Source organism: Arthrobacter cheniae, assembly GCF_003602275.1.
GTDB classification, from domain to species: domain Bacteria; phylum Actinomycetota; class Actinomycetes; order Actinomycetales; family Micrococcaceae; genus Arthrobacter_D; species Arthrobacter_D cheniae.
The window spans coordinates 141,048-154,757 of sequence record NZ_QZVT01000005.1; the positions used below are offsets into that span (position 1 = coordinate 141,048).

15 protein-coding genes and 1 riboswitch are annotated in these 13,710 nt (G+C 67.5%); of the genes, 6 read left to right on the forward strand and 9 right to left on the reverse strand.

The window, feature by feature from the left end; translation table 11 throughout:
• Positions 1–5: 5 nt before the first annotated feature.
• The gene (locus D6T63_RS10905) at positions 6–722 is read left to right on the forward strand and encodes a GNAT family N-acetyltransferase (RefSeq protein ID WP_182976957.1); all 717 of its coding nucleotides are present in this window, start codon (positions 6–8) and stop codon (positions 720–722) included.
• 160 nt (positions 723–882) lie between these two features.
• Here D6T63_RS10905 and pdxS read toward each other — a convergent pair whose 3' ends face one another.
• Complete coding sequence (gene pdxS, locus D6T63_RS10910) at positions 883–1,797, reverse strand: pyridoxal 5'-phosphate synthase lyase subunit PdxS (RefSeq protein WP_120149075.1); 915 nt, start codon at positions 1,795–1,797, stop codon at positions 883–885.
• A gap of 125 nt (positions 1,798–1,922) precedes the next feature.
• Complete coding sequence (locus D6T63_RS10915) at positions 1,923–3,032, reverse strand: spore photoproduct lyase family protein (protein WP_220725922.1); 1,110 nt, start codon at positions 3,030–3,032, stop codon at positions 1,923–1,925.
• Between the two features lie 163 nt (positions 3,033–3,195).
• A riboswitch (SAM riboswitch) is annotated at positions 3,196–3,308 on the forward strand.
• A gap of 36 nt (positions 3,309–3,344) precedes the next feature.
• Between D6T63_RS10915 and D6T63_RS10920 the strand changes: the two genes are divergently transcribed.
• Positions 3,345–3,956, forward strand: a complete 612-nt coding sequence (locus tag D6T63_RS10920; protein ID WP_120149274.1) for an AmiS/UreI family transporter — start codon at positions 3,345–3,347, stop codon at positions 3,954–3,956.
• 61 nt (positions 3,957–4,017) lie between these two features.
• Positions 4,018–5,271 carry an acyl-CoA dehydrogenase family protein gene (locus tag D6T63_RS10925; protein WP_182976958.1) on the forward strand — a complete coding sequence of 418 codons (1,254 nt, stop codon included), beginning with the start codon at positions 4,018–4,020 and terminating at the stop codon, positions 5,269–5,271.
• Positions 5,272–5,391: 120 nt separating this feature from the next.
• Here the strand turns inward: D6T63_RS10925 and D6T63_RS10930 are convergent, their stop codons facing one another.
• The 5 genes from D6T63_RS10930 to D6T63_RS10950 all read right to left on the reverse strand — a co-directional run bounded on the left by D6T63_RS10930 (position 5,392) and on the right by D6T63_RS10950 (position 9,678).
• On the reverse strand, positions 5,392–5,664 hold the full coding sequence (locus tag D6T63_RS10930; protein WP_120149077.1) for a hypothetical protein: 273 nt from the start codon (positions 5,662–5,664) through the stop codon (positions 5,392–5,394).
• 242 nt (positions 5,665–5,906) lie between these two features.
• A complete protein-coding gene (gene pgsA, locus D6T63_RS10935) occupies positions 5,907–6,527 on the reverse strand; it encodes a phosphatidylinositol phosphate synthase (protein WP_120149078.1) in 621 nt (206 codons plus the stop codon).
• Positions 6,527–7,165, reverse strand: coding sequence for an HIT family protein (locus tag D6T63_RS10940; protein ID WP_120149079.1), 639 nt, complete (start codon positions 7,163–7,165; stop codon positions 6,527–6,529). Before D6T63_RS10940 ends, pgsA begins: the two co-directional genes overlap by 1 nt.
• On the reverse strand, positions 7,165–9,159 hold the full coding sequence (gene thrS / locus D6T63_RS10945) for a threonine--tRNA ligase (protein WP_407923740.1): 1,995 nt from the start codon (positions 9,157–9,159) through the stop codon (positions 7,165–7,167). The genes D6T63_RS10940 and thrS overlap by 1 nt, the downstream gene beginning before the upstream one ends.
• Before the next feature lie 216 nt (positions 9,160–9,375).
• Positions 9,376–9,678, reverse strand: coding sequence for a chorismate mutase (locus tag D6T63_RS10950; RefSeq protein ID WP_120149081.1), 303 nt, complete (start codon positions 9,676–9,678; stop codon positions 9,376–9,378).
• A 149-nt stretch (positions 9,679–9,827) separates the two neighbouring features.
• Between D6T63_RS10950 and D6T63_RS10955 the strand changes: the two genes are divergently transcribed.
• The 3 genes from D6T63_RS10955 to D6T63_RS10965 all read left to right on the forward strand — a co-directional run bounded on the left by D6T63_RS10955 (position 9,828) and on the right by D6T63_RS10965 (position 11,895).
• Positions 9,828–10,085 carry a mycoredoxin gene (locus D6T63_RS10955; RefSeq protein ID WP_120149082.1) on the forward strand — a complete coding sequence of 86 codons (258 nt, stop codon included), beginning with the start codon at positions 9,828–9,830 and terminating at the stop codon, positions 10,083–10,085.
• A gap of 95 nt (positions 10,086–10,180) precedes the next feature.
• Entirely contained in the window at positions 10,181–11,266 is a 1,086-nt protein-coding gene (locus D6T63_RS10960; RefSeq protein WP_120149083.1) for an S-(hydroxymethyl)mycothiol dehydrogenase, read from the forward strand.
• Positions 11,266–11,895, forward strand: a complete 630-nt coding sequence (locus tag D6T63_RS10965; RefSeq protein ID WP_120149084.1) for an MBL fold metallo-hydrolase — start codon at positions 11,266–11,268, stop codon at positions 11,893–11,895. Before D6T63_RS10960 ends, D6T63_RS10965 begins: the two co-directional genes overlap by 1 nt.
• A gap of 26 nt (positions 11,896–11,921) precedes the next feature.
• On the opposite strand, the gene D6T63_RS10970 is transcribed toward D6T63_RS10965, so the two are convergent.
• Positions 11,922–12,671 carry a lipoate--protein ligase family protein gene (locus D6T63_RS10970; protein ID WP_120149085.1) on the reverse strand — a complete coding sequence of 250 codons (750 nt, stop codon included), beginning with the start codon at positions 12,669–12,671 and terminating at the stop codon, positions 11,922–11,924.
• A 94-nt stretch (positions 12,672–12,765) separates the two neighbouring features.
• Positions 12,766–13,557, reverse strand: a complete 792-nt coding sequence (locus D6T63_RS10975) for an alpha/beta hydrolase (RefSeq protein WP_147394345.1) — start codon at positions 13,555–13,557, stop codon at positions 12,766–12,768.
• Positions 13,558–13,710: the final 153 nt, after the last annotated feature.

Here is a 13,710-nt window from a genome sequence, read left to right on the forward strand (position 1 = left end):
GCGGGATGGTGACCATCGCGCAGTGCCAGCGGCTCCAGTCCGCGTGGTGTGCTGCGCTGGCCACGGCCACGGGCGGGAAGACGTTCTCGACGCACGGTTCCACCTGGGTCTGGCTGCCCGCTCGGAAGGAACTGATGATGATGTTCCCCGAGCGGGTCAGCGCATACGCGGTCCGGCCGGCCCTGGCCGAGGGCATGCGTCTCGGCGCCTCATCGGCGCGCGTGTGGCTGAACAGCGCGGTGAACGCCACCGAACTGGGAGCTGTCGGGTTCTCCCCGAGCTGGCAGCCCTGGTGGATGGCGGCACCTGTGTCCGCCGTCGTCCGCTCCGACGACGACGCCGCCGTCCTCACAACGGACGTTCCCGACTACTCGGGCCCGCTCGAGCAGGAACTGCGGGTGGTGAGGTCCCAGCCTCGGCAGGCCTGGCACGCGGTGACACGGGACCGGGACAGCGGCATGCTTTCCGGCGCGGCGTATTCGTTCTACCCCTCGGGTGTCGACGGGCTCGACCGCCTCGGCGGCATCCATCACCTCGAAGTGCTGCCGGACCACCAGCGGCGCGGTCTTGCCACAGCGCTGCTGAGCGCGACGGCCCGGGCGGCGGGTGATGCCGGGGCCACGAACCTCGCCGTGAATGCCACTCCGCAGGGATTCGAGTTCCTTTCTCGGCGCGGTTTCACGCTGATCGGACGCGGCAGGACCTACGCCCTGCATCTCTGAGCCCCGCTCCGTGCCACTGCGCCGCACGTCGCTACCCTTGACGCATGACGGCGATACCGGCCGATAGCAGAAAGGACCGCACCCTCCTGAGGGTGCGGTCCTTTCCGCTGCGGGCCCGATGCCGGCGCTCGGCCGTCCTACGGGCCGTACTTCAAAGCTGCTACCAGCCGCGCTCCGCGAGACGGTGCGGCTGCGGGATCTCGTCCACGTTGATGCCGACCATCGCTTCGCCCAGTCCACGCGACACCTTGGCGATCATGTCGGGATCGTCATGGAACGTCGTCGCCTGCACGATGGCGTTCGCGCGCTCGGCCGGGTTTCCCGACTTGAAGATGCCCGAGCCGACGAAGACGCCGTCGGCGCCGAGCTGCATCATCATGGCCGAATCCGCAGGCGTGGCGATGCCACCCGCGGTGAACAGGACCACGGGCAGGCGGCCGGCGGAGGCCACTTCCTTCACGAGTTGGTAGGGAGCCTGGAGCTCCTTGGCAGCGACGTACAGCTCATCCTCGGCCATCGAGGACAGCCTGTTGATCTCCGAGCGGATCTTGCGCATGTGCATCGTGGCGTTGGAGACGTCACCGGTACCAGCCTCGCCCTTCGAGCGGATCATCGCAGCGCCCTCGTTGATACGCCGGAGCGCCTCACCGAGGTTGGTGGCACCGCAGACGAAGGGGATGGTGAACTTCCACTTGTCGATGTGATTGGTGAAGTCGGCCGGCGTGAGGACCTCGGACTCGTCGATGTAGTCGACGCCGAGGGACTGAAGGACCTGTGCCTCCACGAAGTGGCCGATACGGGCCTTGGCCATGACGGGGATGGACACGGCGTCGATGATGCTGTCGATCATGTCGGGATCGCTCATGCGGGAGACGCCGCCCTGGGCACGGATGTCCGCGGGAACCCGTTCGAGCGCCATGACGGCTACCGCACCGGCGTCCTCGGCGATGCGTGCCTGATCGGCTGTGACGACATCCATGATGACGCCGCCCTTGAGCATTTCAGCCATACCGCGCTTGACCCGGTTGCCGCCGGTCTGCGCTGTGGTTGCCGAATTGTCTTCAACGGTGGACACAACTTGCCCCTAAAGGTAGATAAAAGCTGACCCTTCATGATACGCCGCTCGCGACCCCTCCCCCGCTCGCCGGCGTCCTCCGGTAACGCGCACGCCGCCGTCGCGCGCGGATGGATGCGGATGGATCAGGTCCAGTATAGGAGCCGGGCAGCGGGTAGGCGCCGCTCCAGTTCCTCCGTGAACCACTGCCGCATCTCCGTCATGGTCTGCTTCGGGTACACGTACTTGACCCCGCCGAACTTCGAACGCTTCTGGCTCCGCAGATCCTCGTCCATGTCGAGCTTCGTCCTGGGATACCAGCTCAGCAACACCTCCTTGCTCGCCGGGGTGAAGCGGTGCGTGATGATCTCCGCCGTCAGGTCGAGGTCGTCGATACCTGCGACTGCCTCGGAGATCTCGTCCAGCAATGCGCCGTACTGCTCGCGCCAATCCGGTACGGGCATGATGGGGGCGATCGTCAGGCCTACACGGTAGCCGGCTGTGGCCACAGCACGGAGGGCGGCGAGCCGGGCCGGCATACGCGCCGTTCCGCCCTCGAACCGGTTGGCTACCTCGGCGGCATTGACCGAAAAACGGACCCGCGTCCGGCGCCCATGGTCGAGCGTCACCAACTCTCCGACGTCGTCGAACTTGGTGGTGAACCGCAGTTGGACGTCGCTGCCGAACTCGCCCGAGCCGACGCGGGAGATCGCGGCAGCAAGCGAGCCGGTCACGCTCTCGATGCCGAGTGGATCGGTGTAGCAGGACATCTCGAAGGTCGTGCCCTCGTCACCCCGATCGATGGTCCCGCGGGTGACGGAACCCCTGCCGGAGTGGGTGCGGATCCCGCCCAGCACCTCGTCGAGATTGGCGTAGACCCGGGTGACCGGAGGCCCCTGCAGGGATCCGGCGAGGTAACAATACTGGCAGTGGGCGGGGCAGCCCTTGGCGAGGTCGATCCGCCAGTCCGCGCTCGGTGGGATCGGCTGCGGCTTGAGGGCGCTCGGAGGCGCGACGACGACGGCCAGCGTGTTCTTGGCGGATGCGTAGGTTTCGCGCTCGGTGGCGCCACGGAGTCCCGTCAGCGCGTTGCCGGGCAGGATCCGGATGTCGTCGACGCCGGCGATTTCGCAGCGCCTGATGATCTCGGCTGTGTGCGGTAGGTCGGCTGCGGCCCGCGTGATCATCACGTGTCTGGGCACCCACAGACGGGTAGGAGAGAGGGTGGTCAGGTCCATTTCCTGGGCTGTTGTCATTACCTCGTATAACAAGTCGGACGTCTCGGATGTTCCGCCGGATCAGGGTCCGCAACGTCATCCGCGGTCGTCCGCACGGTTCAGGTCACGCGAGGTCATAGTGCGTTACCGCGCGTCTCAATGCCGTTTCTTCCGCCTCTGTCGGCCTAGTCTCGGGAGCACAGATCAAGAGTTCCGACGCAAAGCCCTGGCTCGTCGGACGGCAACCCCCTCCGTGGTGGGGTGCCCCAGGTGAAGATCCGGCACTGCGTGAACCGCGCGGGGCAAGCACGGCGCGTACCCGAGGGTCCGCGTCCCGTCGATGGGACGTCCATGTCATACATCTGTCTCCTGCTTTCCGGAGCAGCTCTTCTGATCAACGGTCTCGGCCTGCTGGGCCGCGTGGCACCGCGCGATTCGGGATTCTTCAACCTGGTGATCGGCGTACTCCAACTGGTCATCGCCCTGCTGATCGCATCGACGGGAGGCCCGGAAGCCGCTGGTTCGGCCAGCGGAATCGTCCTGTTCGGTCTCACCTACCTCTATGTGGGGCTGAGCTCGGTCGCCGGCCTCGGTTCCGCCGGCGTCGGCTGGTTCTGTGCCTTCGTCGCCGTTCTCGCAGTCGTGTTCGCCGGAACTGCGGCCGACAGCGACCCCGTCAGTTCCGTGCTGTGGCTCGGTTGGGCGGTGCTCTGGAGTCTCTTCTTCCTGCTGCTCGCCCGCGGCGCCACGCGCCTCACACGAATCACCGCCTGGAGCGCGATCCTCGTCGGCACGTCCAGCACCGTAATTCCCGCCGTCCTCGGCCTCAACGGAGCATGGCCGTCGGGCGGTACCTCTGTCATCGCTGCTGCCGCAGCCCTAGGTGTCCTGTTCGTCGTGGCCGCCACCATCAGCGCACGCCCCGTGCGTGTCCTTGCACCACCGGTACCCGTCGCAGCCTGACGCTCCTCTGCTTCCTCTCTCCCACCCTTCCCGTTCGATCTCCACCAGCGAAAGGTCCGACATGCCGACCCTGACCCACACCCCTCCGACCACGGACGCGGATTACGAACTCCTGGCCGCCCGCTTCCGGCCCCTCTTCGCCGAGATCGCCGAGGGCGCGTCACGCCGCGAGCTCGACCATGAGCTGCCCCGGAAGGAGATTCGATCGCTCATCACTGCCGGGTTCGGAGCGTTGCGGGTGCCGGTCGCAGACGGCGGTCTCGGCGCCTCCCTGCCACAGCTCTTCCGCCTCCTCACCGAGCTGGCAGCTGCCGATTCGAACATCCCGCAAGCGCTGCGCGCGCACTTCGCCTTCGTCGAGGACCGCCTCGTCTCGACCGGCCCTCAGCGCGCAGTCTGGCTCAAGCGCTTCGTCGATGGCGAAACCGTCGGCAATTCGTGGACGGAGGTCGGCGGCGTCACGATCGGCGACGTCATCACCAAGGTGAGCCCCGACCCCGACAGGCACGACGGCGGCTTCCTCATCAGCGGCACCAAGTACTACTCGACCGGCAGCATCTTCGCGGACTGGATCGACACCTTCGCCCAGCGCACCGACAACGACGTCAAGGTGATCGCGGTGGTGAGCGCCCACCAGCCCGGGGTCACGCACGCCGACGACTGGAATGGTTTCGGCCAGCAGACAACCGGCTCCGGTACCTCGACCTTCGAGCGGGCGCGGGTCGACGCCGGGAACGTCATCGACTTCGACACCAGGTTCAAGTACCAGACGGCCTTCTACCAGGCGGTGCTGCTCGCCGTCCTGGCCGGGACCATCACTGCAGCCGAACGCGACGTCGCACACGAGGTGCGCAACCGGACCCGGATCTTCAGCCACGGCAATGCTTCGTCGTTCGCGGCCGACCCGCAGATCCTGCAGGTCATCGGAGAGGTCTCCGCAGCCGCTTACGCCGCGGACGCCACGGTCGAACGGGCCGCCCGCGCCCTGCAGCACGCCTATGAGGGTGCCTTCCTCGACGACGAGGCCGAGGACGAGCGGCGGAACGACGTCGCCGAACTCGAGACCGCGAAGGCGCAGGTGATCCTGACGGCACTTGCCACGAGGGCGACATCGGACGTCTTCAACGCGCTCGCCGCCTCCGGCGTGAGCACGGCGAAGAACTTCGATCGTCACTGGCGGAACGCGCGTACGGCTGCCAACCATAACCCGTGGGTCTTCAAGGCGAGGATCATCGGGGACCACTCGGTGAACGGGGTCGTGCCGCCTCGGGTCTGGTCCATAGGGTCAGCACCCTCGGGCGCCGCGAAAGCGTAAGCGACCGGAGCAATCAGGAGGTGGGGACACGGCCGTGCTGCCACCCTGTCCACCGCCCATGGCAGGGATGCTGCCCGCCGGAGCTGCAGGGCGACAGCTCCGGCGGAGGATGAGGTCCCGTTACCCGGTGTCGTCGCCGTGCGAACTCGAGTGCCTCGGCGCATGTACCGTCGGGCCATGTACCGTCGGGCAGCGGGCGGCCATCATCTCGCGGCGCTCGAGTTCGTCGAGTACGCGGTCCACCGCCTGCTCGGGCCACGGTGAGGAGCGATGTCCTGCCCGCGTGGCTTCAGGCCGGGAGCTACGCGGTACGGCACCCCGCTGGAGGAGCAGCAGATCCACTTGCGAAACGATGTGCAGGTCCGCGGGCAGGAATCCTGAAAGATGTGGCATGGGGGCGTCCTTCCGAGTTGAGCAGGTGTCCTCCCCTCTTAGACGGTTCATCCGGCGCTAAGTCATCGCGGCGGCCACCCACTTCAGTGGAGGTCCGACGGCGGATAGGAGAACCGTGCAAGCGGACGCATCGATACCCCGGTGCCAAGCCGCCGGGGAGGATGCCCGGGACCGTCGCGGGCGGACCTTCCGGGCTGCCGGGTTGTCGGAACCCGATCATGCACCTAACTCTCGGCGCAGGGTCAGGACGGCGACGGCGCCTCGAGCGACTGCTGCCGCACCGCACTCACACGTTGGAATACCGTGACGACGCTGGCCAGTGCCAGGATCACGAGAACGGTGAGAAGGACGCCTTCGGGCAGGCCCAGCCCCGTCAGCCCCGTGACGACGAGGACGGATACGAGGCGTTCGGCGCGCTCCGCCAGGCCCACATTGGCCGTGAACCCGAGCGATTCTGCCTTGGCTCGCGCGTAGGAGACGATCATGCCGAGGACCAGGCACGCGAGTGCCGCGATGGCGATGGCAGGGTTCTGCCCGCCCGTGAAGAACCAGATAGCGACGCCGGCGAAGAGCGCGCCGTCGGCGATGCGGTCCAGGGTCGAGTCGAGGAAGCTCCCCCACAGACCATCGTGGCCCTTCATGCGCGCCATGATGCCGTCGATCATGTCCGAGAAGACGAAGAGGGTGATGAAGACCGTGCCCCAGAACAACTGTCCCAGCGGGTAGAACACGAGGGCACCGCCGGCCACTCCGATGGTCCCGGCCACGGTGACGGCGTCGGGAGTGACGCCCCACCTGAGCAGGAGCCGCGCCAAGGGCGTGAGCAGCCGCGTGAAGAATCCCCTCGCATATTTGTTGAGCATCAGGACACCGACCCGGGAGTACCACCCGTGGCGTCGCCTGCCGGCCAGGCCGCGGCCACCTGATCGCGGACCTCGCCGAGCGTCTGCGTGATGGCTTTGGTCTGCGCGATGATCGGCAGGAAGTTGCCGTCTCCGCCCCATCTCGGCACCACATGCTGATGGAGGTGCGCGGCGATGCCGGCGCCGCCGGTGACACCCTGGTTCATCCCGAGGTTGAAGCCCGACGGGTTGGAAACGTGGCGCAGGACGCGCATCGCGGTCTGCGTGAGTGACGCGATCTCCGCGGTCTCGGCTTCGTTGATGTCCGTGTAGTCGGGGACGTGCCGGTAGGGACAGATGAGGAGGTGACCGGCGTTGTACGGGAAGAGGTTGAGCAGCACGAAGGCGTGGGCGCCACGGTGCACGATCAGGGATTCCTCGTCACTCAGTCCCGGAGCGTGGCAGAACGGGCAGGTCTCCTCCGACGTGACCTTGTCCTGTCCGCCCTTGATGTAGGCGAGGCGGTGCGGCGTCCACAGTCGTTGGAAAGCATCCGGGACGCCGGCAAGATCGAAGCCGTCCGTCACGGCAGCATCACCCGGATAGGCTCCCGCCGGTTGCCCGGCCGGGAGCCCGTTCGCAGCGTCCGCGTCCGCCATCAGGGAGTAGCCTCCCTGCTGCGAACCGCCTCCACGATTCGGCGGACGGCCTCGTCCACAGGCACCTGATTGTCCTGGCTGCCGTCCCGGAACCTGAAGGAAACGGCGTTGGCCTCCTGGTCCTCGCCCCCTGCAATGAGCACGAACGGCACCTTCTCCTTGCTGGCTGTTCGGATCTTCTTCGGGAAACGGTCAGAGCCGGCGTCGACGTGCGCCCGGATGCCCTCGGCCTTGAGCTTGTCGACGACGTCGTACAGGTAGTCGTTGAAGGCCTCGGCGACAGGAACGGCGAGGACCTGCACGGGTGCAAGCCAGGCCGGGAATGCTCCGGCATAGTGTTCGGTGAGCACTCCCATGAAGCGCTCGATCGACCCGAACAGGGCCCGGTGGATCATCACCGGGCGCTGGCGGGTGCCGTCGGCGGCCTGGTATTCGAGTTCGAAGCGGTCGGGCAGGTTGAAGTCGAGCTGGATCGTCGACATCTGCCAGGTGCGCCCGATCGCGTCGCGCGCCTGCACCGAGATCTTGGGCCCGTAGAACGCAGCTCCCCCGGGATCGGGCACGAGGTCCAGCCCGGAGGCCTCCGCGACCTCCGCGAGCGTGCGGGTGGCCTCGTCCCAGATCTCATCGGATCCGACGGACTTCTCCGGGTTGCGCGTCGAGAGCTCCAGGTAGAAGTCCTCGAGGCCGTAGTCCTTCAACAGTCCGAGGACGAAGTTCAGCGTTCCCGTCAGCTCGTCCTTCATCTGCTCGCGCGTGCAGTAGATGTGGGCGTCGTCCTGCGTCATGCCGCGGACGCGCGTCAGGCCGTGCACCACACCGGACTTCTCGTACCGGTAGACGGAACCGAACTCGAACAGGCGCAGTGGCAGTTCGCGGTAGGACCGGCCCCGGGACCTGAAGATCAGGTTGTGCATGGGGCAGTTCATCGGCTTGAGGTAGTAGTCCTGCCCGGGCTTGCGCACCGTGCCGTCCTCGTTGAGCTCCTCGTCGACGTGCATCGCCGGGAACATGCCGTCGCGGTACCAGTCGAGGTGGCCGGAGACCTCGTAGAGGTGGCCCTTCGTGATGTGCGGTGTGTAGACGAACTCGTATCCGGCGTCGGTGTGGCGCTGGCGCGAGTAGTCCTCCATGGCCTTGCGGATGATGCCGCCCTTGGGGTGGAACACCGGCAGGCCCGAGCCGAGCTCGTCGGGGAAGGAGAACAGGTCGAGCTCCGTGCCGAGACGCCGGTGATCGCGGCGCTCCGCCTCGGCCAGGCGTTCCTGGTAGGCCTTCAGCGCGTCCTTCGTGGGCCACGCCGTACCGTAGATGCGCTGCAGCTGCTTGTTCTTCTCGCTCCCGCGCCAGTAGGCGGCGGCGGAGCGGGTGAGCGCGTACGCGTTGGAGATGAGCTTCGTGTTGGGCAGGTGCGGGCCGCGGCAGAGGTCCTGCCAGACGACGTCGCCGGACTTGCGGTCCACGTTGTCGTAGATGGTCAGGTCACCGGCGCCGACCTCGACGGAGGCGCCGTCCTCGTCCGTCGCCCCGCCCTTCAGCCCGATGAGCTCGAGCTTGTACGGCTCGTTCTTCATCGCCTCGCGGGCTTCGTCCTCGGACACGACGCGGCGCACGAAGCGCTGGTTGGTGTTGACGATCTTCAGCATCATCTTCTCGAGCTGCTTGAGCTCGTCCGGCGTGAAGGGCTCCTCGACGTCGAAATCGAAATAGAAGCCGTCGGTGATGTATGGGCCGATGCCGAGCTTGGCACCCGGACGCAACTGCTGGACCGCCTGCGCCATGACGTGGGCGGCGGAGTGCCGGAGCACCTCGAGGCCCGCGGGATCCTCGAGCGTGATGCCCTCCACGGATGCGCCGTCGGGCAGTTCCTGGTCGAGGTCCTTCAGCTCCCCGTCGACCCGCATGACGACGACGTCTCGCCGCTCTCCGAACAGCTCAGCGCCGGTGGTGCCCGTGGTCGCCTGTTTCTCTTCGCCGTCGACGATGAGTTTCATGGACTGGGGCGCTGACACGGGCGGTCTCCTCGGTGCTGGGAAAGATGGGTGCCCCTGCGGGGCGCGACGCCTCCCGGTAGGACAGGGAATCGCCGTCCTGATCGTATCGGGTGGCCGCGGGGCCGACCAACAAGCTCGCCGCCGTGCGTCGACTCCGCCCTCCGGCGGAACGTGGCGGACTACCGCACGGCCCTACGGCGTGGCGCGGAGCGGACGTCAGGGCTCCCGACGCACCCGCAGCTCGAACTCGATGAACGCCGAGATCATGGCGCGGTAGGTGTGCTCGACGACCGTCGGATCGACACCGAGCTTCGAGGCGTAGCCGCGGACGTTCGTGATGACCTGCTCGACGCGCGCGGGGGCGCGCACCGAAGCGTCGTCGCGCTTCAGCGTCCCCGCCCTGCGGACGAGGCGCTCCCTGCGGGAGATCAGGGACACGATCTGCTCGTCCACCTCGTTGATGGCGTCACGTACCGCCATCAACTGCTGTGCATTCTGCTCTTCGTCTTCTCCGGCCATCCCGTGAGCCTACCGGTGCAGGTGTCCTCGCGGAGCACCGGGCAAGGAATGCCACAGCGGCGCGCCGTGTTGACGCGTGTGCGGGCAGATCAGCCGCCATCCATCGATACACAGCTGCGGGACCACCGCACGCAGACCTGAGGAGCACCGTGGACTACACGCCAGAAGCCGGATCCATCACCATGTTCTCGACCTCGTGGTGCGGCTACTGCCGTCGCCTGAAGTCGCAGCTCGACGCCCAGGGGATCGGCTACAACGAGGTCAACATCGAGCAGGTCGAGGGGACCGCGGAACTCGTGGAGTCGCTGAACGGCGGCAACCAGACCGTGCCCACGGTGATCTTCCCCGATGGCACCACGGCCACGAATCCTTCCCTCGCCGAGGTGAAGACGAAGCTCGCGGTCTAGCCTCACTTGCCCGCCCTCGCCGGCCGTCCCCCATATGCTGGGACCGGTGGCTCCCTCGACGGGACCACCGCTCCTAGCGGAAGGACAGCAAGAACATGGTGCATAGAGTTCAGGGCGTCGTGGTGCGGGCGAAGGATGCCCCCGCCGCGATAGAGACAATCCTGGTGCCGGATCCGGGGCCGGGTGAGGCCTTGGTCGACATCCTGACCTGCGGTGTCTGCCACACCGACCTCCAATACAAGCAGGGCGGCATCAATGATGATTTCCCCTTCCTGCTGGGCCATGAGGCCACCGGCGTCGTGAGCGCGGTCGGCGACGATGTCACCACGGTGGCCCCCGGCGACCGCGTGATCCTAAACTGGCGTGCTGTCTGCGGCGAATGCCGCGCCTGCCGCCGAGGAGAGCCGCAGTACTGCTTCAACACCCACAACGCCACGCAGAAGATGACGCTCGAGGACGGCACCGAGCTGTCACCGGCACTCGGCATCGGGGCCTTCACGGAGAAGACACTCGTTGCCGCGGGCCAGTGCACGAAGGTGGATCCTGCAGCGGATGCCGCCGCCGTGGGGCTGCTCGGCTGCGGTGTGATGGCCGGCATCGGTGCGGCCATCAACACCGGCAACGTCTCCCGCGGGGACTCGGTCGCCGTCATCGGCGCCGGCGGAGTGGGCATTGCAGCCATCGCCGGTTCGAAGCTCGCCGGTGCCACCACGATCATCGCCGTGGACATCGACAACCGGAAGCTGGACCTGGCGAAGGGCCTGGGCGCCACGCACGCCGTCAACTCCCAGGAGGAGGATGCGGTCGAGGCCATCCGCGCACTCACCGGCGGCAACGGGGCCGACGTCGTGATCGACGCCGTCGGACGCCCGGAGACCTACAAGCAGGCGTTCTACGCACGCGACCTCGCCGGAACGGTGGTCCTCGTCGGGGTTCCCACGCCGGACATGACCCTCGAGCTCCCCCTGCTCGACGTCTTCAGCCGTGGCGGCTCGCTGAAATCCTCCTGGTACGGCGACTGCCTGCCCAGCCGGGACTTCCCGATGCTCGTCAGCCACTACCTGCAGGGCAACCTCGACCTGGACGCCTTCATCACCGAGCGCATCACCCTCGATCAGGTCGAAGAGGCCTTCGAGAAGATGCACGGCGGCACCGTCCTCCGTTCGGTGGTGGAGCTCTGATGGCGGCGCGGATCGAGCACCTCGTCACCTCCGGCACCTTCTCGCTGGACGGCGGCACGTGGGACGTCGACAACAATGTATGGGTCATCGGCGACGACGTGGAGTGCGTGGTGATCGACGCACCGCATGACGCGGCGGCGATCGTCGACCAGGTGAACGGGAGGGTTGTCCGCGCGATCCTCCTGACCCATGCCCACGATGACCACATCCGGGCCGTTCGGGACCTGTTCGACGTCGTGCATGCTCCCATCTACCTGCACGCCGCCGACCGGGAGCTGTGGAACATGGTGTTCCCCGAGCTCAGCCCGGACCAGTGGATCAGCGACGGCGACACGATCGACGTCGCAGGGGTCACCCTCACCGCACTCCACACCCCTGGCCATTCGCCGGGGTCCGTGTGCTACTACCTCGAGGAGGCGGGCACGGTGTTCACCGGCGACACGCTCTTCCAGGGAGGGCCGGGAGCCACGGGTCGCTCGTACAGCGACTTCCCGACCATCATCGAGTCCATCCGTACCCGCCTGCTGACCCTGCCCGCCGACACCATTGCGCGGACCGGGCACGGGGACAGCACCACCATCGGTGATGAGGCTCCACACCTCGAGGAGTGGATCCAGCGCGGACACTGACCGCGCCAGGCGTCCTGCCCTTCCCGTCAGGAGGGGCGGGACGCCACCTCCGCTGGAGCTGCGTGCAGGTCCAGGACAGCGGCGTAGGCTGCCAGCAGGGCGTCCTGGACGGCGTCGACGGTGACCCCGGGCACCAGGTCCTCGGCCGCTCCGGCGGTCGCCGGTTCCCAGCCGAGGCCGAGCGCCGCATAGACATCCGTGAGGACGGAACGCAGTGGGCGCGAGTCCTCGACGACGACGACGGACGAGAACAGCCACGCTCCCGCGATGACGCGCTGGGCGGTGCCGACGAGCTTGATGGCCGGGACGCCGTTACGCCGCCCATGCACGCTGAACTCACCCGGGCAGTACTCGCCGGGAACCTCACCCACGTGTGCGTCGATCCCTACAGCGGCGAGTACGTCCGCGAAGAAGTTCCCGAACGCCGCGAACCGCAGATGCGTCCCCGCGACGGCGTCGGGCGCCGGCTCGATGTGGTCGATGACCAGGCATCCCCGGTGGTACGCGGCCGCCCGACCTCCGGCCCGGCGCACGAGCGGCGCGAAACCACTGTCTGCCGCGGCCCTGCCGGCGTCGACGAAACCGGGTAGCCGTGCGTCCCGTTGCCCGAAAGCCACCGTGGGGCTCGGGCGGTAGAGACGGAGTGTCGGCGGGCGTTTCCCGTCCGCCACGTCGCGCAGGAGGCTGATCCCCCGGCCGAGTTCTGCGGCGGCGTCAACGGAGGCGGGGTCCGTGACGAGTTCGAGCCCGCCTGCGCCGTTCCACGAAGTGCTCATTCGTCCATCGTAGGCAGTGGGTCGAACGGCAGACGCCACGTCCGGATCCGGCCAGATTCCGCCGGAAGCCCTTCCGGTGTCGGTGCCGCTCGCATCAGGGCGTGGGAGTCCAGTCGAGCCAGAGCGCCGCTTCGACCGCGATGGCCGACGGGACGGTGTGCGGGCCGTCGAACTCCCGGTACACGACCTCGTAGCCCTGGCGCTCGAGGGCAGGGACCACGCGTCGACTCGTGGCATCGATCGGGAGGACGGTGTCCTTGGTGCCGTGGGCGATGAAGATCGCCGGCCGACCGATCTGCGGCCCGGCCGGAACGAATCCTGGGGAGAAGGCGAGCACCTTGCGGAAGAGGTCACCGTTGGCGAGGCCGAGTCCCAGCGCGTAGGACGCACCGTCCGAGAATCCGGCCACGCCGATCCGCTCCGGGTCGACCGGGACGAAGGAGAAAATCTCTTCCAGCGCCCGGTTGATGACGTCCGTGTCCGGGCCGAACCTTCCCCGCATGGCGTCCCAGGTGGTTCCTCGTGAGGCCGGCGCGAAGATGGCGATGCCGAGCTGTTCTGCCGCCGCGCGCAGGACGGACAGGCCGCCCTGCGCGTCCCCGCCCGCACCGTGGAGCGCGACGAGGAGTGGAACCGGTGCATCGGTCGCCAGTGATTCGGGGAGGAAGACGATCGCGTCCCGCGTCTCGGCGACACCGAGGGCATGCACTCCGGGCTTCCTCGTGGGACCGGGTGCCGCCGCCCCGGGTCGTGCTGTCAGCACGGCGGGATCCCCCGCCGTGCCCTCGGGCCGTCTGCCGTCCATGGAATCTCCCTCACAGGCCGTGGCCGTCAGGAGGAGCGGCGCGATCATCGCACCGGCAAGCACGGACCTCCTCGTTGCCACACCTCGGATTCTAGATTCCCGGGGCAGCGCGATCCTGGTTGCCGTTCGGCGCAGATTCGGCTACCGGCGGATTCCCGGATGCGCTGCCGCGCATTGACGATCAGGACCGGACAGGACGCCGGTGGCCGCGCAGGTCGGGTCATCCCGCATGCT

Coding starts and splice junctions, on each gene's coding strand:
- D6T63_RS10950 (WP_120149081.1), bottom strand. CDS start 9,678: ATGGCCGGAGAAGACGAAGAGCAGAATGCACAGCAGTTGATGGCGGTA.
- D6T63_RS10925 (WP_182976958.1), top strand. CDS start 4,018: ATGCCGACCCTGACCCACACCCCTCCGACCACGGACGCGGATTACGAA.
- D6T63_RS10905 (WP_182976957.1), top strand. CDS start 6: ATGGTGACCATCGCGCAGTGCCAGCGGCTCCAGTCCGCGTGGTGTGCT.
- D6T63_RS10960 (WP_120149083.1), top strand. CDS start 10,181: ATGGTGCATAGAGTTCAGGGCGTCGTGGTGCGGGCGAAGGATGCCCCC.
- D6T63_RS10965 (WP_120149084.1), top strand. CDS start 11,266: ATGGCGGCGCGGATCGAGCACCTCGTCACCTCCGGCACCTTCTCGCTG.
- D6T63_RS10970 (WP_120149085.1), bottom strand. CDS start 12,671: ATGAGCACTTCGTGGAACGGCGCAGGCGGGCTCGAACTCGTCACGGAC.
- D6T63_RS10915 (WP_220725922.1), bottom strand. CDS start 3,032: ATGACAACAGCCCAGGAAATGGACCTGACCACCCTCTCTCCTACCCGT.
- D6T63_RS10940 (WP_120149079.1), bottom strand. CDS start 7,165: ATGGCGGACGCGGACGCTGCGAACGGGCTCCCGGCCGGGCAACCGGCG.
- pgsA (WP_120149078.1), bottom strand. CDS start 6,527: ATGCTCAACAAATATGCGAGGGGATTCTTCACGCGGCTGCTCACGCCC.
- thrS (WP_407923740.1), bottom strand. CDS start 9,159: ATGAAACTCATCGTCGACGGCGAAGAGAAACAGGCGACCACGGGCACC.
- D6T63_RS10930 (WP_120149077.1), bottom strand. CDS start 5,664: ATGCCACATCTTTCAGGATTCCTGCCCGCGGACCTGCACATCGTTTCG.
- D6T63_RS10920 (WP_120149274.1), top strand. CDS start 3,345: ATGTCATACATCTGTCTCCTGCTTTCCGGAGCAGCTCTTCTGATCAAC.